The sequence below is a fragment of the Staphylococcus epidermidis genome, from assembly GCF_006742205.1.
Lineage (GTDB): Bacteria > Bacillota > Bacilli > Staphylococcales > Staphylococcaceae > Staphylococcus > Staphylococcus epidermidis.
Map to the genome: position 1 here is coordinate 511856 of NZ_AP019721.1, position 24386 is coordinate 536241.

Here is a 24386-nt window from a genome sequence, read left to right on the forward strand (position 1 = left end):
TTTATTTATAGATATGTAACGCTTGATGTTGAGGTTCATAACATTTCCATGGCAGCTTACCTTTTCTGGCAAAATAAGCTAAGTCAGATATCATGTTACGACTTAAATTCATATCATGTTGGGTTACAGAATAATGATTTTTAGTCAAAATAGAGAGATGACCAAACCAAAATACTAAATCCAATATATGATATGCACTTTTAAAGTAGGAGGTATGGGGTTGGTGCCAATCAAAACGTGCTAGCCAAGTGTCGCAACTATTCATTTGATTTAAAAATAGATAAATCGGACGAACAAAACAATACTCTGTTATTACATTTCTTTGTTGTTTCATTGTGAGGGCATCATTTTTTTCGACGTGTGTACCATATTGAGACATCAAGTGAATAAAACGTTCAGAAGGTAAGGTGCGTGTTGCGTCTTCAATATAAATATCACCTTCATCGTGTGTATAACTCATGAATGTCGGTTTGGGAAATTTTTTAATGGATCGTGACATATGATGATCTTTAATAGGTTGATAAATCAAATCAAGTCCACGAGATCTTCCACGCTCTATTTTTTGAGACTCCATTAGATATAAAATGTCATCACTGTTAAGTGTCTTAAGTGTTTTATTAGGAAAATAATGCCTCATGAGTTGTGAAAAATGTTGTACTTTAGTATGTGCATTGAGTGGTGTATCAGTAGTTAACGTTCCACTTAGTAACATCACTTTATGATAATAATCATCAAGTTCGGGCATTTGCATTAATGTCATGATACTCATACTACCTGCAGATTGACCCATTAGTGTCACGTTATTTGGATCACCGCCAAAATGTTCGATATATTGATGTACCCATCTTAAAACGTTAATTTGATCAGAAATCCCATTATTATAGTTCAAATGTTGATTAAAATAAGACCAATCTAGGTAGCCGAGTGCACCTAAGCGATAATTAAAAGTAACTACTATTATATTTTCTTGTTCTACTATGTGTTCAGGACAATATAGTTCAGCTGTGCCATGTCCTTGAAGAAAACTACCACCATAAAAGTAAATCACTACAGGTAAATGATTTTGATTGGATGATGGTTTCCAAATATTTAAAAACAGGCAATAATCATTTTGTTTAAAAGAATTAAACGATGAATCTGTCATCGAAAAAAAGTCTTCAAGTGAATTGTAGGGTTGTGGTGGGATGGATTGAATATGAGTTGCATCAATCATTGGTTTGCTTAGTTCCATAAGCTTTGAATGTTGGAATCGAGATATCTTATTGAACGATTTGGCATACGGGATACCTAAGAATACATCAATATTCTTTTTGTGTATGCCATTGATGGTACAGTTACCTATCTTGACTTGAACCATGTTTGAACACACCTTTACATATAAAGTCGTAGCTTAACTATAACATGAAAAATTATATTTAGATGAAATGTGAGCAAGTAACAAAGTGAAAAGAATTGTTGATGATTGACTTGAACAATGTGTTAAAAAATTAAATTTTACAAACGAAATAAAAATGATATTAAGTGTTTAACTGAATATTTAACGAATGATATCAGATAGAATTAAATGAATTTTTGAGTTTAATTCATAATTACTGGTATATTAAAAAGCTTGAGACAATAATGATAGTCCCAAGCTTTTATTATAAATATTTTATATTCTATAAGCTGTCGTCTTATTGATTTTGCTCTTGTCGATCGCGTTCTTTCCAATCTTTATGACGCGCTTTTTTGCGTGTTTTACGCAATTTATCGCCCATTTTCTTATTCAACTTGTTTGCACGTTTGAAATAAATACTTTCAAAGTAACTTGTTGTACCAAGTTGATAGAAGATTAAAGCAACGATTACAATGACTAAGAAATCCCATGGATAGTGAATCCAATTTAAGCCTTTGAACTCTTTACTTCCAATAAATGATAAAAATGCGAGAACAATAAGGTAGATAATAATCCATAAGCTTCCGCCAATTTGTTTTTTAGTATTCTTCCAATTCATTTTATATTCATAGAAGAAATAAATAGGTAAACCTAAAATAATAATTAAAATAACTTCTGCTGTTGTTGGCCACATTGCCCAATAGATAGCTAATGATGCTAAAACAAAGGATAAAGGTGCCATAAATTTTAAAATATTAGCTTTGAATGGACGAGTCATTTTTGGTGCCATTTTACGTAATGAAATAACCGTAGTTGGACCAGTTAAATATGCAACTAATGTTGCAGTAGAAATAACCGCAGCTAGTGTACCCCAGTCACGGAACAATGTCACCATAACCATGCTGATAATTGCATTAAATGCAATGGCAACACGTGGGATATTATACTTTTTATTAATTTTACCTAAGAATTTAGGAATATGCCCATTTTCTTCCATAGCGCGTAACACACGTCCAGTAACGGCAACAAAAGAAACCCCAGTACCAAACGGTGACACAACTGCTTCCATATAAAGTAATATTGCTAACCAGTTAAGACCTAATAAAATTGCCATATCTGCAAATGGAGAATTGAAATTGATACCGCTCCATCCATGCTCGTGCAACATTGAGCTTGGCATAGATGTAATGAACGTACTTTGTAAAACTATATATAATATAGCACTTAATGTAAGTGAGATAACAATCCCACGTGCGATGTTTTTCTCTGGATTTTTAATCTCTGATCCCATGTTAATAATTGTCTGGAATGCATTAAATGAGAAGATAATTCCAGATGTTGTTGTTGCAGCAAAAATAGGTGCACTTCCGTAAGGCATAAATGTACCGATAGAGTGTCCATAATTACCTGTATCAAAACCGGAAACTAATAACATAATTATGGTTAAAATAGGGACACCTAATTTGAATACAGAAATTAAACTTGTAAATGATGTTAATAACTTTACTGACCAATAGTTTAATAATGAAAAGATTGCAATAATGATGTAAACAGCAATCAAACCGTAAGTACTGATTGAGCCATCTTTCATTAAAGATCCCATTGGTTTAGCCCAATCCCAAGGCCAAGAACTCATATATTGAACAGCAGACACAGCTTCAATGGGAATAATTGTTACTAATGATACCCAGTTCGCCCATGCTGCAATAAAACCAAGTAATGAGCCGTGAGTATACTGTGCATAGTTGCTCATACCGCCTGATTGAGGGAACATAGTTCCTATTTCAATATAGTTATAGGCAATCGTTCCAATTACTAAGAAACCGATAACCCAGGAAATAATGGCGGCTGGACCGGCCATTGAAGATGCCTCCCACGCTCCAAATAACCAACCTGATCCTATTAGTGAACCAAGACCAAGGAGGACGAGTTGAGAAAGACTTATCTTATTACTTTTTGATTTGCTATTATTTTTCATAAATACTCCTTTGTATATGTTGAATAATCAACAAAAATATTACGATATAATTATACGCTAGTTAAAACATTAGTCAAACTAAATTTTTGTAATAATACAATTAATATTGTTTAATTAAATATCAATAAAAAACAAATATATAATATAAGAAGGTAATGCTTATTTAAAAGAGGTGTAGTAATGAATAAACAAAAAATGAGCAAGTTGAGCAATTTTTAGCTAAAGAAAGCCAATGGCAAGATTGTTATAAATTTTTGAGAAATTTAATTTTTAATGAAACTGAACTTGAAGAAAATTATAAATGGATGCATCCTTGTTATACGATAAACAATAAAAATGCTGTGCTAATACATGGATTTAAAGGTTATGTAGCGTTGCTTTTTCAAAAAGGAGCAATACTTGAAGAAAAGTATCATACATTGATTCAACAAACTGAAAGACTACAGGCTGAAGCTGTCCCCTAAGAAAGCGAGCCAACAATACGAAGTATTGTAAATAAAGAAGCCAGTAAATAAATTTATGAAAACTCATTTACTGGCTATTTTGCTAGGAATTATGTCCCAACCTTTCGTATAAAATGAACGATATTCTGTTTAGAATTATTTTTGGTCACCATTTAAACGGACTAAAATTTTAGCTTGAGATTTATCGTTTACAAGTTGATTGAAGCCACTTTCAACAATATTATCTAATTCAATTTGATCTGTTACGACGTCTTTAACATTTAAGCTACCGTTAGCGATTAAATCTATTGTTTGTTGGAATGTAGTTGGTGTATAAGCAATTGTAGTTGTTAACTTGACACCTTTATTCATTTGTAATAATGGATTGAATTCTACGGGATGACCGAAGATTGATACGATGACAGCAGTACCACGTGGACGTGTTACTTCAATAGATTGTTGTAAAGTAATACCTACACCAGCAACTTCAAATGACACATCTACACCGTTGTCAGTATGTTCATAAACCGTTTGTACTGGATCGACGTTACCTGAGTTATACACGTGAGTCGCACCGACACTTTTAGCTTTCGCTAAACGTTCTTCTGATAAGTCAAAGACAAATATTTTACTTGCACCAGCAGCTTTTGCTGCAACAATAGTTAACAAACCAATTGGCCCAGCGCCAAATACTGCTACAGTATCACCGAATAATAATTCGCCTTCTTTAACTGCTTGGACAGCAACGGCTGTTGGTTCTACAAGAGCACCTTCTCGTGCTGAAACATTATCTGGTAGATGATAAACATTTGTTTCAGGAGCATTAGTAAACTCGGCAAATGCACCATCAGAACCTAGTCCTATAAATGAATAACCATCATACAAGTCAACATTTTCCGGCTTTTCTCTTTTAGACACTGTTGGATTAACTACCACACGATCCCCTTTTTTAAAACGTGATACGTCTTTACCAACATTTTCTACGACACCTGAAAATTCATGACCTAAAGTCACAGGTGCAGTTTGACCAAGTAGTGGGTCCGGTTGATCAGTTGAAATAAAGATAGGTCCTTCCAAATATTCATGTAAATCAGTACCACAGATACCGGCCCAAGAGACTTTAACTTGCACTTCATTGTCTTTTATTGCTTTGGGTTCGCGATCTTCAACGCGTACATCCTTTTGTCCATACCATACTGCTGCTTTCATAATAAAAACCCCTTAAATATAAATTTGACTGTAAAATATGAATATCAGTCTTTAATGTGATGTAATAATTCTTATTACATTTTGAGCATAATACTAAACTGCTCTATTTTCAAGAGGACACTGACATATAATGTGATATTTTTCACAATATTATAAAAATTAAACTTTTAATTCATAGATAGTGAATCATTTGCATAAATAACCGTAGATTTCTTAATTTATAATTTTTTTAACATAGAAAAAATTATAAAAATTCTGTGAAAAGTGTTTATTTTCAACTCATTGGGTATATATTAATATCTGTCTCTGTTTTCATGTATAGCAAATTTATGGTTAATGTTTAAGACTATTAATTTAACGTAAAAATATATAAGCAAAGGCCTTTGTCTTTTGTTTAACTTTAGTCATTATTTGTTTAACAATTGCATCAGAGGTCTTTTTTTAGGTCATGGAACAAGACATTCTTTATATAGGAAGGGGAAAACAATTATGTTAAGTATTAAAAACTTAACCAAGATTTATTCAGGGAATAAAAAAGCGGTAGATAATATTTCTTTGGATATTCAATCTGGTGAATTTATCGCTTTTATTGGGACGAGTGGTAGTGGTAAAACAACTGCACTACGCATGATTAATCGTATGATTGAGGCGACAGATGGACAGATTATGATGAATGGAAAAGATGTCCGTAATATGAATCCTGTTGAATTGCGGAGAAGTATCGGTTATGTCATTCAACAAATTGGTTTGATGCCACATATGACTATTCGAGAAAATATTGTTTTAGTACCTAAACTTTTAAAATGGTCTAAAGAGAAGAAAGATGAAAAAGCTAAAGAACTTATTAAACTGGTAGATTTACCTGAAGAATATTTGGATCGTTATCCAGCTGAATTGTCAGGAGGGCAACAACAACGAATTGGTGTTGTGCGCGCTTTAGCAGCTGAACAAGATATTATATTAATGGATGAACCTTTCGGTGCATTAGATCCTATTACACGCGATACATTACAAGATTTAGTAAAGGAATTACAACAAAAATTAGGAAAAACATTTATTTTTGTCACTCATGATATGGATGAGGCTATTAAATTAGCAGACAAAATATGTATTATGTCTAAGGGAAAAGTCGTTCAATACGATACACCTGACAATATTTTACGATATCCTGCAAATGACTTTGTTAGAGATTTTATTGGGCAAAATCGCTTGATTCAGGATCGTCCTAATATGAAATCTGTGGAAAGTGCTATGATCAAACCCGTCACTGTTAAAGCAGATGATTCATTGAATGATGCAGTAAATATTATGAGAACACGTCGAGTAGACACTATTTTTGTAGTCAATAATCAAAATAAATTATTAGGATTTTTAGATATTGAAGATATCAATCAAGGATTACGTGCGCGTAAAGAATTAATTGATACCATGCAAAGGGATGTCTACAAAGTACATATCAATTCAAAGTTACAAGACTCAGTGCGTACTATTCTAAAACGTAATGTTAGAAATGTACCTGTGGTCGATAATGATGAACATCTCATTGGTTTAATTACACGTGCAAACTTAGTCGATATTGTGTATGACTCAATTTGGGGCGAAGAAGATTCTGATAGTTATGAGATCCCAAATGAAAGCTTAGATGAGAATAATCACGATTTACCACAAAATCAAACTGATACACGAACAAATATAAATGAAGATGTGAATGATTATCATGATGCTCAACATAGAGGTGAGGATTAATAATGAAAGCATTCTTACAAGAATACGGTAGTCAACTTTTATCAAAAGCAGTAGAACATTTTTATATTTCTATGTTTGCATTATTGTTAGCGATTGTAGTAGCTGTCCCTTTAGGTATTTTATTATCAAAAACGCAACGCACAGCTAATGTGGTATTAACAGTTGCTGGCGTGCTTCAAACCATTCCTACTTTGGCTGTGTTAGCTATCATGATTCCAATATTTGGGGTAGGAAAAACACCAGCTATTGTTGCATTATTTATCTATGTATTATTACCAATTTTAAATAATACAGTATTAGGTGTTAAAAATATCGATAAAAATGTCATTCAAGCTGGTCAAAGTATGGGAATGACTAAATTTCAATTAATGAAAGATGTAGAAATGCCTTTAGCTTTACCACTTATTATTAGTGGTATTCGTCTATCAAGTGTATACGTCATTAGTTGGGCAACACTCGCAAGTTATGTAGGTGCAGGTGGACTTGGGGATCTTGTATTTAATGGATTAAATCTCTATCAACCACCTATGATTATTAGTGCAGCGATTGTTGTTACTTTATTAGCATTAGTTATTGACTTTATACTTTCATTAGTTGAAAAATGGGTTGTACCTAAAGGATTAAAAGTATCTAGATAAATGGGAGGAATTGACATTGAAGAAGTATCTTAACTATACACTGATTCTGATTGCATTATCTCTCATCGTGTTATCTGGATGCAGTTTACCAGGCTTAGGTGATGGAAATGCTAAAGATGATGTGAAAATTACAACGACTGAAACAAGTGAAACTAAGATTATAGGTCATATGGAAAAATTATTAATTGAACATGAAACTGATGGAAAAATCAAACCGACGTTAATTGGTAACCTAGGGTCTAGCATTATTCAACATAATGCGTTACAACGTGGAGATGCAAATATGTCAGCGGTACGTTACACAGGTACTGAATTGACGAGTGTATTAGCAGCTAAACCTACTAAAGATCCTGATAAGGCCATGTCTGAAACACAACGCTTATTTAAAAAGAAATATGATGAAAAGTATTATCATTCACTTGGGTTTGCGAATACATACGCATTCATGGTGACAAAAGAAACGGCTAAAAAGTATCACTTAAAAAAAGTATCAGACTTAGAGAAATATAAAGATGAACTACGTCTTGGAATGGATACCCAATGGATGAACCGTGCAGGTGATGGATATCCTGCTTTTGTTAAAGATTATGGATTTAAATTTGATAGTGCGCGTCCAATGCAAATTGGTTTAGTATATGATGCATTAAAAAATAATAAATTAGATGTAGCAGTTGGGTATTCAACAGATGGACGTATTGCAGCTTATGATTTGAAAATATTGGAAGATGATCGCAAATTCTTCCCGCCTTATGACGGTAGTCCACTTGCAAATGAACAATTAATAAAGGATAATCCAGAAATCGATAAGGCACTAAAAAAATTAGAAGGTAAAATCTCAACAGAAGAAATGCAGAAGTTAAATTATGAAGCGGATGGAAAAGGTAAGGAACCTGCAGTGATAGCTGAAGAATATTTAAAGAAACATCATTACTTTGAAGAAAAGAAAGGTGGTCATAAGTAATGAAAGGTAATTTGTTACATTCAATCATCGAATATTACTCACTGAACTGGGCCTTTCTTCTAGAACTGTTCTTCAAACATCTATTAATGTCGGTATATGGTGTGTTGTTTGCATGTATAATTGGAATTCCTATTGGTATTTTCATAGCCAAGTATAAACGTTTATCGTGGCCGGTAATTACAATTGCAAATATTATACAAACTGTTCCAGCAATCGCTATGTTAGCCATACTTATGTTGGCTATGGGATTAGGACCAACAACTGTTGTTGTAACTGTATTCCTATATTCGTTATTACCTATTATTAAAAATACTTATACTGGTATTGTAGAAGTTGATGAAAATATTAAAGACGCTGGTAAAGGTATGGGAATGACGGGGAATCAAATATTAAGAATGATAGAGTTACCATTATCTTTATCTGTTATTATTGGTGGTGTTAGAATTGCACTTGTTGTTGCTATCGGAATAGTAGCGATTGGGTCATTTATCGGTGCTCCAACACTAGGTGATATTATTATTCGTGGTACAAATTCAACAGATGGAACAACATTCATCTTAGCAGGTGCCATACCAATTGCTTTAATAGCAATTATCATAGATATAGGATTACGTTATCTAGAAAAACGTTTAGATCCTACTCGTAAAAACAAAAAAGATTCAATGCAAAAACATCAAGTACAAAAATTACATTAATAGATATCAATAAACTTAATTAATATAAAAAGCATAGACAGTGACTAAAACAGAGATTATTTTAGTCAACAGTTGCTTATACATTAACAATGCCTGGAACATTATTTTGTGTTCCAGGCATTGTTTGTTTAACATATTAAGTTTTCAGGGGTATTTTAGATATATTTATAGTTTTGGGTAATTATAATAAGATTGGAGCAAGTATAGGAACTACTGCTACAACAATAACGCCAACGATGACAACTGCAATACTTCCCATTGATTCTTCAGTCTCACCCAATTCTTTAGCTGCCGCGACACCTAAAGTGTGTCCACTTGTCCCTAGTGCAAGTCCTCTGGCAATAGGGTTAGATATTTTAAATAATTTAACTATTTTAGCACCTAAAGCAGAAATGACAACTGCATTTAAAATAACTGCGAGTGAGGTTAATTCTTTGACACCACCGATACCGTCAGATACAGGTAATGCAATTGCTGTCGTTGCAGCTTGAGGTAGCATAGATGCTATAATTTGATTGCCAAATTGGAATGTTATTGCAACAAGATAAATTAATAACAAGGCAATAATTGTACCAACAGCTATACCACCAAATATTTGTAACCAATATTTTTTTAATACTTCGCGCTTGCGATATAAAGGAATCGCAAAGCATATTGTAGCTGGTTCTAGGAAGAAATTAATAATGTCGCCACCGATTTTATAATTCTCATAACTAATTCCTGTCAATTTCAAAAAAGCAATACCTGCAACCATACTTACGAATAAAGGTGCTAGTAAAAAGAAACCATTCGTTTTTTTATAAAAATAAGTCGCTATGACAAATGGTATTAATGATACTAATATCCCAAAATAAGGTGTATTAATTCCTAAATGTTCAATCATTGCTTACCCTCCTACGTGACTTGTTTCTTCATTTTTCTCTTTAGAAGGGAAAAGTGATTTCGTCACTAATAATTGTGACGCAAAGCCAGTACAAATTAATAATAAAAGTGTTGAAATAATAATAAGTAAAATAATTAAAATAGGGCTTTGCTTAAGGATTGGTAAAGAGTTAATGACTGAAATACCAGCTGGTACGAATAGGAATCCAATATTATTGGTTAATGCAGTTCCCACAGTCTCAACTTGACCTAATTTCACAATGCCTGTACACAATGCGATAAATAATAGTACAAGTCCAATTACTGAAGCTGGCATTGGAATAGGCATAAATGATTCAATAATTTTTGATATAAGTAAAATCACTGCAATCGTTAATGCTTGTTGAAAAATACTGTATTTCATTGACTTCTTGTTATCAACCGTTTTGTTTTTAACGAGATGCGTTTGTTCCAAAATAACCATTCCCCTCTGTTTTCTTCATGGTTACATTATAGAATGAAAGCGGTTACTATAGATGTTTTCATAGCTCACTTACAAATATTTTAGGTTGAGGTGCACCATTTTAAAGGTGAAACTCATAAAGCATGATTTAAATTTTATTGAAGACCGAGTTGTTGTTTAAAAGTCTTCATATAAGAACGACTAACTTGATATTTAAATTCATGTGTTAACGTCAGCTGATACGTATAATTAAACCAATGCTCTATTGTTTGGATATGTTCTTTATTAACGATAGTAGCGCGATGTATTTTAATAAATAGAGAGGAAGGTAGTTTTTTCTCGTAATGATTAAGTGTTTCGGTCGTTTCATAACTTTGTTTTGTTGTATCTATCGTTGTAATCCCATTATTAACAGATAATGCGATAATGTCTGTGAAATTTAAGATGTGAATACGTTCATCCACTTCAATTGGAAGTACATGTGTTTGAGCGCGCTCATCATCACTATAATCAATATATTTAGGTGTGATAGTTTTATCTTTGTTTTTTGGTTTATCTTTAGCCATGTCAACTTTATTTACAGCTTGATTAATACGTTCTTTTTCAAAAGGTTTTAATATATAATCGGTTGCATTTAATTCAAAGGCTTTGACTGCAAATTTCTCGTGAGCGGTTGCAAAGATAATATGTGGTGATCGCTTCATTTTATTAATTTTTTGAGCTAAATCAATACCACTTTCATCCATTAAATTTATATCTAAGAATATTAAGTCAAATGTGTTGTAGAGTAACTTCTCCAATGTTTCTTCTATGTTTTCTGCTTCTTCAATTTCATCTATAGCATCATTAAGATTTAAAAGATATTGTAATTCATTTCTTGCAAGTGGTTCATCATCAACGATTAACGCTTTCATTAAAGTGTTCCTCCTTAGAAGATTTATATGGAATTAAACAACTTACAGTCGTGCCTGATTGAGAAGATTGAATGTTCAGTGCCGATGTTGTTCCAAATAGTCCAGTAAGTCTTTTATTAAGATTGACTAAGGCATTACCAGTACCAGTGGTAGACGTTACTGTCGTATATCCAATAGTATCTAATTGATCAGCTGGTATGCCTTGACCATTATCTTGAACAGATATACTTAAGTAGTCTTGCTTCATGCTAACATCCACATCAATATGATTATTCTTTTTACGATTTTTAAATGCATGTTTAATAGAATTTTCCACTAATATTTGAATTATAAAAGGTGGGATGAGCGCATCTTGACACTGATCATCAATTCGATAGTGTATGTTAAATCTATTTGGATAGCGCGCTTGCTCTAAGGATAAATATGCTGCTACTTGTTGTAATTCCTTTTGTAAAGTAATCGTATTATTACGTGCACCATTAAGATTAGAGCGGAAGAACTGACTGAGTTGAATCAGTAAACGTCGTGCTTTTTCGCTATCAATTCTTACTAGTGCTGATATAGTGTTAATAGCATTAAAAAAGAAATGTGGATTGACTTGTGCTTGTAATGATTTAATTTCAGCGTCTTTCAACAATTGTCCCTGCATTTCAGCTTGACCTAGTTCTAGTTGTGAAGAAAATATATTGGCGAGACCTTTTGCGAGCTGTTGGTCTGAAGTTGAAATAATATTGTTATCTGTGAAATAAAATTTTAAAGTCCCTGCGACTTCATTATGTATATAAAGAGGGACGACAATGGCTCCTTCAAGAGGGCAATTAGGATGGTGACATCCAATTCCTTCTCTCGTATGAGCGACTTTTAATTTTCCAGATTGAATCACTTCTTTAGATAAATCAGTAATTATCTCTTTACGTGCTACGTGATGGTCACTGCCTGCACCAATATGTGTTAAAATATCTTTTTTATTTGTAATAGCGACCGCCGACACTTGCATTAATTTTAAAATAATTTCAGCAGCTTGTTGGGCTGATTTTTCATTAAGTCCAGATCGAAAGTAAGGTAGTGTTTCGTTAGCGAGTTGTAATACATCATGCGTCTGGACTGCACGCATTTGTTCTTCTTGCTTGATGGTCGACAAAATGATGGTTAAAAATATGGCTGTACCTAAACTATTAATGATAATCATCGGTAGTGCTATAAAACTGACTAATGTAATTGCGTGATGTAGGTTATTTGTAAATAATAATATACAGCCCATTTGAATAATTTCAGTTATTGCACCGATAATAGCACCTTTTTTAATGGACGGATATGTATTTTGTTTTATTGTTTGATGACCAAAGTAACCAGATATGATAGCGATAACTATGGATGAAATAAGATAGGTATATGCGTCAGCCCCGCCAATATATAAACGACATAATCCTGAAATAATGCCTACAATTATAGCTACCCACGGTCCACCTATTAGACCAGAAACACCGATTGTTAATACACGGGTATTGGCCATTGAGGCGTCTTTGCTTAAGTGGTAATAAATATCACCAGATACGATATGGCCATTTTCTATTTCAATTCCTGTAAAATTTGAAATCATAGAGAATATACCAAAAATAATGATTAGTTGGAATTTTGAACGCCATTTGTCACGTTCGCTCATCATTGTTTTAAAATGATTAATATTCATGAGTATATATGCGAGTAAAATAATTAATCCCACGCGTTCAAGTAATAAAATAAATAAATTAAGCATAACGTCAATCCTCATTTAATTTTTAATATCATAAAAAGAAATATATTTTTTTATTAAAAATAAAAGCACTTACATTGGCTTGTTTCATATATTTATAGTTTATATTAAAACACGATTAAATCAATTATAGTATGGAAAATTGAAACTAGATAGTGTAGAATATGTTTCTATATTTACAAATTTTCTAAAAATTACAAGAAATTAAAAAAGAAACATATCTAGGATGAATGAATATTAAAATGATAAACGATTTAGTCATATTTTTATTTCAGTTAAAAAATTGTTCTAAATATGATAAAGTTTCTTAATGTAAAAATGATATTAGAAGAAAGCAAATAAAAGATTTGTAAAATAAGAAATAGATATCGTAATTAAATAAGTCTTATTAGAGATTTCTAATTAATTGTGAAGGAGTAAGTGATAGATGAATACATCACAAAAGTTTAGGGGAGATAATCGCTTATTATTAGGGATTATTTTAGGGGTTATTACATTTTGGTTATTTGCACAATCACTTGTAAATCTAGTCGTGCCATTACAATCATCATACAATAGTGATATTGGTACTATTAATATAGCAGTTAGCTTATCGGCACTATTTTCTGGTCTGTTTATTGTAGGTGCAGGAGATATTGCAGATAAAATTGGTAGAGTAAAAGTGACATACATAGGCTTAGCACTTAATATTGTTGGGTCGGTTTTAATCATTATTACGCCATTACCAAGTCTATTGATTATTGGACGTGCTATTCAAGGATTGTCAGCGGCATGTATAATGCCAGCGACACTCGCAATCATTAATGAATATTATATCGGGACAGCACGACAACGTGCATTAAGCTACTGGTCCATCGGTTCATGGGGAGGTAGTGGTGTTTGTACTTTGTTTGGTGGTTTAATGGCAACTAACCTTGGATGGCGCTCAATCTTTATTGTTTCAATTATTCTGACAATATTATCCATGTTTCTCATTAAACATACACCCGAAACAAAAGCAGAGCCTATAGGAGATCAACCGACAGAGACAAAGAAATTTGATGTTGTTGGTTTAATCATCTTAGTGGTTAGTATGTTAAGTATTAATGTGATAATAACTCAAACCTCTCAATTTGGTTTGTTCTCACCATTTATTTTGGGACTTATTGCAATTTTTGTTATATCGTTAATTATATTCGTGATTTACGAAAATAAAATCAAACAACCACTTGTCGATTTTGATATCTTTAAAAACAAAGGTTATACAGGTGCAACGATTTCAAACTTTATGTTGAATGGTGTAGCTGGTGGTACATTGATTGTAGTAAATACTTTTTATCAGCAAAAATTAGATTTTAACTCTCAGGAAACAGGATATATTTCACTTACATACCTAATTGCAGTATTAATTATGATACGTGTGGGTGAAATGATATTACAATCGTTAGGACCTAAAAGACCTTTGTTACTCGGAAGTGCCTTGACCGTCATAGGATTAATATTATTATCTTTGACGTTTTTACCTAATGCTTGGTATATAGCGTCAAGTGTCATTGGTTATTTATTATTTGGTACCGGTTTAGGTGTTTATGCAACACCATCCACGGATACAGCTGTTGCACAAGCACCAGATGATAAAGTAGGCGTCGCATCCGGTGTATATAAGATGGCATCATCCTTAGGAAATGCATTTGGTGTGGCCATCTCAAGTACAGTTTACAGCGTACTTGCAGCCCAACTTAATCTGACTTTAGGTGGTTTTACTGGAGTAATGTTTAATGCGCTTATAGCATTATTAGCATTCCTTTCTATTTTGTTCTTAATACCGAAAAAACAGTCTAATGTATAAGAGTATAGTCAACAACTTTTAATTTCATCTTTAATGTTGAAATGGAAAATATAAATTTATGTCTGGGACATCATCGGTGTCTCAGACATTTTGATATATTGATATAGAGAACTAAGCAAAAATGTAAGTATGAAGAAGTCTATAAATTTTAATTCTTGTTAAAGAGAAAAGAGATAATCAAGTCAATATGAAGTTAGTTCTACTCATATTTTAAAAACGCAACTGAAATAGAATAATAAATTAACAAAGAAACGATTCACTGTGCAAATTGGTAATAAAATGTCGAATGAGCAATGTACGTTTGAGAGATAATACTTATTCTTAATTAACAGAAAATTCTTACAAATTAACCGTATTATATTGACTGGTATGTAGTAAAGTAGTATTTTAAAAACAATATAGAATTGTAAGGAGATGGAATATATGAAAATAGCAATTGCAGGTTCTGGCGCATTAGGTAGTGGATTTGGTGCTAAGTTGTTTCAACATGGTTATGACGTCACTTTAATTGATAATTGGGAACCTCAAGTTACTACAATACAACAGGACGGTCTACATATCGATATTAATGGTGAAGCGCATCATTTCAGGCTACCTATGTATAGACTAACGGAAATTCCTAAAGCAACGTCCTATGATATTGTTTTTCTATTTCCTAAATCTATGCAATTAGAAGAGGTGCTTAGTCATATTCAACCCCATCTTCATGATAATACAATTGTTGTGTGCACTATGAATGGTTTGAAACATGAACGTCTTATACAACAATATGTTTCTATAGATAGAATTGTACGTGGAGTAACAACGTGGACTGCCGGTATTGATCAACCTGGTCACACGCACTTAATGGGGCAAGGTCCTGTTGAAATTGGGTGTCTCGTGCCCGAGGGAAAAGAAAGCGTAGATATCATTGTTAATCTGCTACAAAATGCAGAATTAAAAGGTGTAAAAAGTGAACATTTACATCAATCAATTTGGAAGAAAATATGTGTTAATGGAACAGCTAATTCATTATGTACTATACTTGAATGTAATTTGGCAGCACTGAATAATAGTGATGACGCTAAAAATTTGATATATAAAATTACACAAGAAATTGTTCATGTTGCAACAGTTGATGATGTTCATCTTAATGTTGATGAGATTTTTGATTACTTAATTGCTTTAAATGATAAAGTAGGCCCACACTATCCTTCTATGTACCAAGACTTAATTAAAGATAATCGAACAACTGAAATAGATTATATTAATGGAGCAGTTAGTAAATTAGGGAAAGAGAATCATATTGCTACACCTGTAAATGATTTTGTAACAAATCTTGTACATGCTAAAGAAAATCAACGTGGTGCACAATGATAAAATAATATGAATCGTTTGAGTTATAAGCTCTTTTTAAATTATTAACATGGCATATTTAATAGTGGAGAACGAAAAGCACGCTATAAACAATTTTGCAAGATTGTTTATAGCGTGCTTTTTTATGACTCTTCGGTTAATAACTCACTATTGTCTTTATTTTGCTCTAATTTTTGTTTGAGTTTTTTAGCTTCATGTAGTGCCACTTTCTTATAATGAGAGTGAGCAAAATGCATTTGCACTATTAGAAAAGCAGCGCTTATACTCCAATATAAGCCCAAAGCTGCAGCAGAATGTAGAGACGCATATGTTATGAATATCGGTGAAAATACCATCATAAAGTAATATGTTTTTCTTTGATCTTTTGGATAATGGATTGAGTTTACAAGTGGCTGAACAAAATACATGATTGCTGCGATTATTGTCATAATCAAATCAGGTTGCGTTAAATCAAACCATAAGAAATGTGGGTATTCAGTAATTCCGTGACTCGAAGGGTACTTCAAACTCATATAAAGCCCCATTAATATAGGCATTTGTATAAGAACAGGAAGACACCCTAACATATTTTTTAATGGATTAATTCCATACGATTGATACTTTTTCATAAGCAATTGATTGGCTGCATTACGTTCTTCTTGTGATGTTGCGTGTTTCATTTTATCTCTTATAGCATCCAATTCTGGTTGGACGACTTTTGTTTTTTCGCGCATCATATGCATATTCTTAACTTGTATTAACATGAAAGGTAATAGGATGAAACGAACTATGAGTACAATAGAAATAATAGCAAAGCCATAGTTATCCTGAAAGACTCTGCCAAGAAAATGAAGAAATCCATCCATAGATTTTACAAAAACGTTATAAAATATACCAGTTTGGTTCTCTTCTTTAGAATAATCGCATCCAGCTAGTAAAATGATAAAACCTAATAAAGTGATGAAAAGTCGTTTATGCATAGTGATACTTCCTTTTTGTTAATAATTCTATTAATTTTATGATAAATGATGTTCAAGTTCATCAAAATAGTATAATATTGCATGATTCAAAAATAACAAAGTCATTCTTAGGTGTGTATCGCATGTCTTAAATGTGGCTTTTTAATGCTTAGGTGTTATTTTAATGTTTTTTCCTTTCATCAGAACGGTAAGTTATACTTATTAAAGATAACCAAACCAGTAACATGGTTATGGCTAGATAGACACTTACAACTAAATATTTCGAATGTAAAGGTAACCATGATAAAACAAACCCCCAAGTTGCATCTCCTAATATTATCAAGGGAAGTAGATAAAAAAGAATATTCATTGCTACAAATCCCAACAAAATGATGCTGAACATGATTGAAGTTCGTAAACATTTACGGATGAAGATGTGGCCTTCACGTAATTTTAAGGTTTTACTAAAAACTAAGATACTAAATATGACCATGAATATATCGGCCAATGTGGAAATGATAAGTTGCATATTTTTCGTTTGGTTCACTTTTTCTTCTATAGTTGTGTAATGACGATTATTCATAATTTGAGTATTTAAATGTTCCGCTAAACGAGTCACTTGATTTGAATTTGTATTGGCTAATACGACAATGCCATAAGATTTACGAATATTTAATAAAATTTGTGAAGAGAAATTATCTAAAACGCCGGTATGAAATACGAGATGGTCATCAGTATTTATAAACCATCCCGAACCGTAGCTATCTGCGTTAGGCTCACTATTTAATGAGTTAGATAATACCTGATGTGATTGACGAATTAACTTGGCTTGTGATTTTGAAGTAGGGTGGATCTGTAGTTGGACCCATTTTGCTAAATCACTTGTACTTGACATCATATATGCCGCAGAAGTATCCCCAATGTTAAACTCTGGTTGTGCAACTTTATTTTCATTATCTTCCCATATATAACCTAATGCTTCGTTATTAGATTTGGTATTATTTACTTTAAAAGTGGTATGTTTCATCTTTAAAGGGGCTAAAACATGCTTTTGGATGTATGATGTATAGGATTGATGGGTAACATTTTGAATAATAATACCTAAAATATCATAATTCATATTCGAATATTCAAAAGTTTCTCCAGGTACATGGTTCAGACGTTTTCCTTTTGCAAAATTAACGATATTTTCAATACTATCGTACTGTTTAGAGTAACGATTTTCTTCAGTGATATCTCCAGGTATACCACTAGTTTGAGCTAATAGCTGTTCAATAGTAATATCTCTTTCTTTGTCTTCATACTTCATTTTAAATCCGGGTATAAATGTACTTACTTTGTCATTTAAATTTATTTTTCCTTCTTGAGCTAGTTGTAGAATTGCATAACCTGTAAAAGCTTTAGTATTGGATGCAATTTCAAATTGAGTATGTGGATTTACCTTTGCTTTTTTTTCAATATTGGCATAACCATACCCTTTATTTAAAAAGATTTTATTGTCTTTGATGATCAATATTGCTAGTCCGGGGATATCTCCTTTCTTCATTGCTGTCTCAACCATTTTATCAATATGTTTTTGAGAAGCATGTGTCAATATCGTCTCATTCTTACTATGTGCGATTTCTCGTGTTGTTATTGAAATTATCGATAAAATAGTCATCAAAAAAATGACAACAATGACAAACAGTTTTATCTTCATTGAGCATCCTCTACTTTAAACTTAAAAATTTATTGCCTACGTTATGGCAACAATGAGTGAATTTATTATAACAGTTTTGGTGTATAAAGTTACAGATAACGAATAGATATTGGGTTAACTATATCTTAATCAAGTAGTCTTTTTTTGAGAGAAACAATAAATTCTAAAGTGTAATATAACGCTAATAGAGTAAATGTAATGATTAAAGATCTGTGAAGTAGCTATACAATTTTGATTTATGGGAGTATAGTTTTATCCATCAAAATGAGTTAAAGAGGTAGGAGTCATGTTCATTCAATTTAAAAGACTTTTGATTGGTAGACCTAAAAGAAACAGAGACTTAAAAAACGAGAAAATTTCAAAATTTAAAGGATTAGCTATCCTATCATCCGATGCATTGTCATCAGTTGCATATGGTCCTGAGCAGATATTAATTACATTATCGGTGATAGGAGCTGTGGCATCTTGGTATACGCTGCCTATTGCCGGAGCAGTTTTAATATTATTAACAGCTCTAATTTTATCTTATAGACAAATTATTTATGCTTATCCAAAAGGTGGGGGAGCGTATATTGTTTCTAAAACAAATCTTGGTGAGAAATGGGGATTGCTAGCTGGAGGGTCTTTATTAGTCGACTATATATTAACGGTGGCAGTGAGTATTTCTTCAGGAGCAGATGCTTTTGTTGCTGCATTTCCCCACTTATATCATTTTAAAGTGCTTATTGCATGTTTATTAGTACTCTTTATTTTAATGATGAATTTAAGAGGTTTGACTGAATCAGCAACTGTATTATCATATCCAGTCTACTTATTTATTATAGGTTTAATTGTTTTGATAGTCGTTGGGACATTTCGCGTAGCTACTGGACAAATCGCACCACATATTCATTCCACTGTAGGGAGTACTGTGCCCGGTGTTACGTTATTTTTACTTTTGAAAGCATTTTCATCTGGAGCATCATCACTTACAGGTGTAGAGGCAATATCCAATGCAGTAACAAATTTTAAAAATCCAGCACCTAAGAATGCAGTCAAAACTTTAGTCACTATGGGTACAATTTTAGCAGTGTTATTAGTAGGTATTGTTGTACTCTCATATATATATGGAATTATGCCTCAAACTGAAACGACCGTGCTTTCACAACTTGCGTCCCAAATATTTGGTGAAAATGTAGCGTTTTATTTTATACAAGCTACTACAGTTATGATTTTGGTATTGGCTGCTAATACTGGTTTTACAGCATTTCCTATGCTAGCTGCATCAATGTCTAAAGACAAATATATGCCACGTATGTTTACTGTTCGTGGTGATCGTCTCGGTTATTCAAACTCGATTATTATATTAGGTGTATTAGCCATCATTTTAATTATCCTATTTGAAGGAATGACAGAGAACCTCATTCCATTATATGCAGTAGGTGTTTTTATTCCATTTACACTTGCTCAGTTTGGTATGGTTTTAAAATGGCTTCGAGAACGACCTGAACGATGGGGAATAAAGCTTACTATCAATTTAATTGGTGGTACGATTACGTTTATCGTATTCATGATTTTACTCATTACCAAACTTAATCAAGTATGGCCAATTCTTTTATTTTTACCTTTTGTTGTATTTATTTTTATTAGAATTCATGTACATTATGAGAATATAGCATGTGAATTACGATCTGAAATTGATATACACGATATTCCTGTTGTAGATCGTAATTTAGCTATTGTACCTATTCAAAGTATTACAACTGTAGTTGATAAATCTATTTATTATGCCAAATTATTAGCTAATGATGATGTTATTGCAGTGCATGTGACATTTGGTGATGAAGATGAGCAGGCTTTTATGACTAAATGGAAAAAACATTTTCCTGATGTAAGACTTGTGATTTTACATTCAGAGTACAGAAGTATTATTCGTCCGATTTCACGATTTATAGATAAAATTCGTAAAAAAGCGAATGATAAAAATTATTTAATTACAGTAGTCGTTCCAGAATTTATCCCTAAAAAGGCTTGGCAGCACTTGTTACACAATCAAACGAGTTTACGTTTAAAATTGCATTTAATTTATCAAAAAAACGTTACTCTGTGTACTATTCCATTCAAATTAATGAAATAACAAAAGGACCAAATACACTTGATTAAAGTGAGATTTTGGTCCTTATTATAATGAGTATATTCGCTTTGAGATAATATATATTTTATAAATATTGATTATTAATATTTTAGAGTTATAGCTTATAATTAAGTTTAATCACAATTTACTTTAATGTCGCTGTCTATCGGCTAAAGATTCAGCATTATTCTTGTATTTCTTATAATAAAAGAACAAGAAGATAAACCATAACGGTGAAATAAAAATAGCTACTCTAGTATCTTTGCTAAAGAATAGCAAAATAAAGATAAATATGAAAAAAGATAACACAATATAGGCAATAATTTTTCCGCCCCATAATTTAAATGCACTTGATTGATGTTGTTCAGGATTCTTCTTTACGTATGCGATGTAAGAAACGATAATCATTCCCCATACTACAAGGAATAGGACGGTAGATAGTGTCGTTACATAAATAAATAATTTAATAGCATCTGGGAAAACAAAATTTAATAAAGCTGCGATTAACAATGTTATTGAAGATACTAACATTGAGAGATAAGGTACACCATTAGAATTAGTTTTTGTCAATACTTTAGGACCTAAACCTTGTTTCGCTAAACCAAATAAAATTCTACTATTAGAATATATTCCGCTATTTGTTGCAGATGCTGCTGCTGTTAAAACAACAAAATTAACTATGCCAGCAGCAAAGGGAACACCAATTAGTGTGAATAATTTAACAAACGGACTACTATCAGGATCAACTTTAAACCATGGAATGACAGACATGATTACAAGTAAACCACCTATATAAAATAATAAAATTCGTATAGGAACGTTATTTATTGCTTTAGGAATTGTTTTTTCTGGATTTTTTGTTTCGCCAGCTGTGACTCCTATAAGTTCTATACCGATAAATGAATATACAGCAATTTGGAAGGACATTAAAAATCCAGCTGCACCATGTGGAAACATCCCGCCATGATGTATCAAATTACCAAAAGAAGCATGTCCATATTCTGTTTTAAATGATAAAAAAATCAGAACTAAACCTACAATAACCATCGTAATAATTGTAACGACTTTAATTATAGAAAACCAAAATTCAAGTTCTCCAAATAATCTGGCGCCAAGCAAATTAAATGATATAAGTAGGAGTACAATAAATAGTACTGTCAACCAGTGTGGGACTTGTGGATACCAATAAGCAAAATATTGTCCCATCGCAGTGAGGTCCGACATGCTAGAGACAATCCAACAAACCCAATAGGTCCACCCAATTACAAATCCACCAAATGGACCAAGGTATTCATTTGCAATATCTACGAATGAATTAAATTTAGAGTTACTTAATAATAATTCACCAAGAGCTCTCATAAAAGCAAATAACACTATACCTATCAACATGTAAGTAAAGAGTAATGAAGGTCCGGTTAGAGAAATTGTTTGTCCTGAACCTAAAAATAAACCAGTTCCTATAGCGCCACCTATAGCAATTAATTGAATATGCCTATTATTCAACTCTCTTTGTAGTTGTTTTGCCATCAACTTCCTCCTTAGGGATACGAATATGAAAGCGTTTACTTAAAATTTATCTTATCCAACATATTTTAAAAAAGCAAGAATTTTCAGAAATATAAGTGGATATATGTATTAATATGGTATCTTACATTAATAGTTATAACCTTGTAATAAAAAATTATGAAATACGATAAATGTAAACTTTATATTAAAAATTATGCTTAATTATAGACATTATTTTACAAATAGCAAGTATAATGATAAATAATCACATGAATTAACTTTCATTTATCTCTGTGTAATAATGTAAGTTATTATAAAGAGAAATGAGGATTGAGAAGATGAAAATAGGTACTATTTCTGACCTACACATTGACCGTCATCCACACTTAAATCCTGAAATATATTTAGAAAAGCTTTGTCAGGTGATTAAACAAAGGTCTATTGAGTTACTTATCATAGCAGGGGATATATCTAATGACTATAGGATAAGTTACGATTTTATTCAAAGCATTCAAGAATTAAGCGGGATACCTACTTATTTTGTTCCGGGAAACCATGATTTATGGTCTGACCAAGCAGATAAAACTTCAACAGAAATACTATCATTCTTTCGCTCAAAAGAGGAATGCTTGATCGGCAATCCAATCATTATTAATGATCAATATGCAATTGTAGGCCATGTCGGTTGGTATGATTATAGCTATGCAGATCATCGTTTTTCTCAGCAAAAAATAGCAAGTGGTAAACATTATGGTGCAACTTGGCAAGATAAAGTAAGAACAGATTGGTCATTATCAGACCCGCAACTATCCCTTTTAGCTGCTCAAGAGGTGGAAAAAGACATTAACAATGTAAGCCCACGTCAAATTATTTTAGTTACGCACGTTGTAACACATCCTCAATTCGTAGTACCAACGTCTCATCGTATTTTTGACTTTTTTAATGCATTTATTGGTACTCATGATTTTGATACTATTTATAGAAATTACCCTATTCGATTTAGTATAATGGGGCATGTTCATTTTAGAAAAAAACTTGTTGAAAATAACATATTATATATATGTCCGTGCTTAGGATATCAAAGACAATGGATGACAGATGATATAGCATATGAAATAAATCATGCTTTAGTCGATTTTGATATTTAGTATCAACTTATTTAATAAAGCCTCTAGAAACTGAATTTAAACAGTCTCTAGAGGCTTTATTATTAATTATCGATATATATGCATTTTTTTCCTGGGGCATTATAACTATTTTCCAAAGTGTGCTTTTTAATTTTAATGATTTGTTTAGAGTTAGGAATAATAGATGGGAAAATAACAAATTTTGATAAACGACTCCATAACGGATCAATATAATAATAATAGTCATCATCATACCCTATCAATAAAGTAACGTGAATATTTGAGACTAGTTTTGTTGGTTGATTGTCGAAATGAAATACACGTCGAAGCGGTTTAGAACCCAAACTAGTATGATAAATGATCGCCGGCTGACCTTTGTCGATAAATTTTTCAAGTTGATTTAATGATGTACCTGTACCATCTACAATTCGAGAATCATATTGTTTAAGAAATGGCGCAAAAGCATCAGGAAATATTGTTTGATGATGGCCAAATTTAACTAACAAAGGATGACCAACATAGCCTTTGTAGGGATTGGTTGGATGTTTAGGCCAATGACTCATAATTTGTGTTGCTTTAATATCGTAATGATTAAATTGTAATAGCATCGCTGCGGACACTCCCTCACACCCCATTACAAAAGGGATAGGGAATAGCTGACTTATAGGCTTTACTGGTAAAATTATCTTCATAATATGTATCCTCTAATAACTTTGATAAATTATATTATATAACGTGCGATTTATTTAGTATACAAAATTGATTTAGACAAACTTGAAATGA

General features: G+C 32.2%; 19 protein-coding genes and 1 pseudogene. 9 read left to right on the forward strand and 11 right to left on the reverse strand.

The annotated features are described in order from the left end of the window. Position 1: 1 nt before the first annotated feature. Positions 2 to 1357 (reverse strand): carboxylesterase family protein, encoded by a 1356-nt coding sequence (locus tag FNL83_RS02380; protein WP_002438243.1) that lies wholly within the window; start codon positions 1355 to 1357, stop codon positions 2 to 4. A gap of 316 nt (positions 1358 to 1673) precedes the next feature. Beyond that, complete coding sequence (locus FNL83_RS02385) at positions 1674 to 3353, reverse strand: APC family permease (protein ID WP_002438244.1); 1680 nt, start codon at positions 3351 to 3353, stop codon at positions 1674 to 1676. A 194-nt stretch (positions 3354 to 3547) separates the two neighbouring features. Between FNL83_RS02385 and FNL83_RS02390 the strand changes: the two are divergent. Then, positions 3548 to 3802, forward strand: a pseudogene (locus FNL83_RS02390) (DUF1801 domain-containing protein); the annotation flags it as partial. Positions 3803 to 3952: 150 nt separating this feature from the next. Here the strand turns inward: FNL83_RS02390 and FNL83_RS02395 are convergent. Beyond that, positions 3953 to 5005 (reverse strand): 2,3-butanediol dehydrogenase, encoded by a 1053-nt coding sequence (locus FNL83_RS02395; RefSeq protein ID WP_002438246.1) that lies wholly within the window; start codon positions 5003 to 5005, stop codon positions 3953 to 3955. 489 nt (positions 5006 to 5494) lie between these two features. On the opposite strand from FNL83_RS02395, the gene FNL83_RS02400 reads away from it, so the two are divergent. Genes FNL83_RS02400 through FNL83_RS02415 form a run of 4 tightly spaced genes read left to right on the forward strand, consistent with a single transcriptional unit; the run spans position 5495 to position 9045 of the window. Next, positions 5495 to 6751 carry a betaine/proline/choline family ABC transporter ATP-binding protein gene (locus FNL83_RS02400; RefSeq protein ID WP_001831407.1) on the forward strand — a complete coding sequence of 419 codons (1257 nt, stop codon included), beginning with the start codon at positions 5495 to 5497 and terminating at the stop codon, positions 6749 to 6751. 2 nt (positions 6752 to 6753) lie between these two features. Beyond that, positions 6754 to 7389: an ABC transporter permease gene (locus FNL83_RS02405; protein ID WP_001831629.1), complete on the forward strand. Its 636-nt coding sequence runs from the start codon at positions 6754 to 6756 to the stop codon at positions 7387 to 7389. A 16-nt stretch (positions 7390 to 7405) separates the two neighbouring features. Further along, positions 7406 to 8350, forward strand: a complete 945-nt coding sequence (locus FNL83_RS02410) for an osmoprotectant ABC transporter substrate-binding protein (protein ID WP_002470137.1) — start codon at positions 7406 to 7408, stop codon at positions 8348 to 8350. Then, positions 8350 to 9045, forward strand: coding sequence for an ABC transporter permease (locus FNL83_RS02415; protein ID WP_002456656.1), 696 nt, complete (start codon positions 8350 to 8352; stop codon positions 9043 to 9045). The genes FNL83_RS02410 and FNL83_RS02415 overlap by 1 nt, the downstream gene beginning before the upstream one ends. 181 nt (positions 9046 to 9226) lie before the next feature. Here FNL83_RS02415 and lrgB read toward each other — a convergent pair whose 3' ends face one another. From lrgB to FNL83_RS02435, 4 genes are all read right to left on the reverse strand, one after another. Then, positions 9227 to 9928: an antiholin-like protein LrgB gene (gene lrgB, locus FNL83_RS02420; RefSeq protein WP_002438249.1), complete on the reverse strand. Its 702-nt coding sequence runs from the start codon at positions 9926 to 9928 to the stop codon at positions 9227 to 9229. Positions 9929 to 9931: 3 nt separating this feature from the next. Next, a complete protein-coding gene (lrgA, locus tag FNL83_RS02425) occupies positions 9932 to 10381 on the reverse strand; it encodes an antiholin-like murein hydrolase modulator LrgA (protein WP_002469559.1) in 450 nt (149 codons plus the stop codon). Positions 10382 to 10524: 143 nt separating this feature from the next. Next, the gene (locus tag FNL83_RS02430) at positions 10525 to 11283 is read right to left on the reverse strand and encodes a response regulator transcription factor LytR (protein ID WP_002438253.1); all 759 of its coding nucleotides are present in this window, start codon (positions 11281 to 11283) and stop codon (positions 10525 to 10527) included. Continuing rightward, positions 11264 to 13039 (reverse strand): sensor histidine kinase, encoded by a 1776-nt coding sequence (locus FNL83_RS02435; protein ID WP_001831559.1) that lies wholly within the window; start codon positions 13037 to 13039, stop codon positions 11264 to 11266. Before FNL83_RS02435 ends, FNL83_RS02430 begins: the two co-directional genes overlap by 20 nt. A gap of 424 nt (positions 13040 to 13463) precedes the next feature. Between FNL83_RS02435 and FNL83_RS02440 the strand changes: the two genes are divergently transcribed. Then, on the forward strand, positions 13464 to 14864 hold the full coding sequence (locus FNL83_RS02440; RefSeq protein WP_002438258.1) for an MFS transporter: 1401 nt from the start codon (positions 13464 to 13466) through the stop codon (positions 14862 to 14864). A gap of 423 nt (positions 14865 to 15287) precedes the next feature. Further along, the gene (locus FNL83_RS02445) at positions 15288 to 16220 is read left to right on the forward strand and encodes a 2-dehydropantoate 2-reductase (protein ID WP_001831565.1); all 933 of its coding nucleotides are present in this window, start codon (positions 15288 to 15290) and stop codon (positions 16218 to 16220) included. A gap of 122 nt (positions 16221 to 16342) precedes the next feature. Here the strand turns inward: FNL83_RS02445 and yidC are convergent, their stop codons facing one another. Next, on the reverse strand, positions 16343 to 17179 hold the full coding sequence (yidC, locus tag FNL83_RS02450; protein WP_001832893.1) for a membrane protein insertase YidC: 837 nt from the start codon (positions 17177 to 17179) through the stop codon (positions 16343 to 16345). 160 nt (positions 17180 to 17339) lie between these two features. Further along, positions 17340 to 18857: a serine hydrolase domain-containing protein gene (locus FNL83_RS02455; protein ID WP_049387483.1), complete on the reverse strand. Its 1518-nt coding sequence runs from the start codon at positions 18855 to 18857 to the stop codon at positions 17340 to 17342. A gap of 286 nt (positions 18858 to 19143) precedes the next feature. Between FNL83_RS02455 and FNL83_RS02460 the strand changes: the two genes are divergently transcribed. Then, a complete protein-coding gene (locus FNL83_RS02460; protein WP_002447173.1) occupies positions 19144 to 20973 on the forward strand; it encodes an APC family permease in 1830 nt (609 codons plus the stop codon). 147 nt (positions 20974 to 21120) lie between these two features. Here the strand turns inward: FNL83_RS02460 and FNL83_RS02465 are convergent, their stop codons facing one another. Beyond that, positions 21121 to 22497: an amino acid permease gene (locus tag FNL83_RS02465; protein ID WP_002468224.1), complete on the reverse strand. Its 1377-nt coding sequence runs from the start codon at positions 22495 to 22497 to the stop codon at positions 21121 to 21123. A gap of 317 nt (positions 22498 to 22814) precedes the next feature. On the opposite strand from FNL83_RS02465, the gene FNL83_RS02470 reads away from it, so the two are divergent. Further along, a complete protein-coding gene (locus FNL83_RS02470; protein WP_002494500.1) occupies positions 22815 to 23624 on the forward strand; it encodes a metallophosphoesterase in 810 nt (269 codons plus the stop codon). A gap of 62 nt (positions 23625 to 23686) precedes the next feature. On the opposite strand, the gene FNL83_RS02475 is transcribed toward FNL83_RS02470, so the two are convergent. Next, entirely contained in the window at positions 23687 to 24295 is a 609-nt protein-coding gene (locus tag FNL83_RS02475) for a C39 family peptidase (RefSeq protein ID WP_079993579.1), read from the reverse strand. Positions 24296 to 24386: the final 91 nt, after the last annotated feature.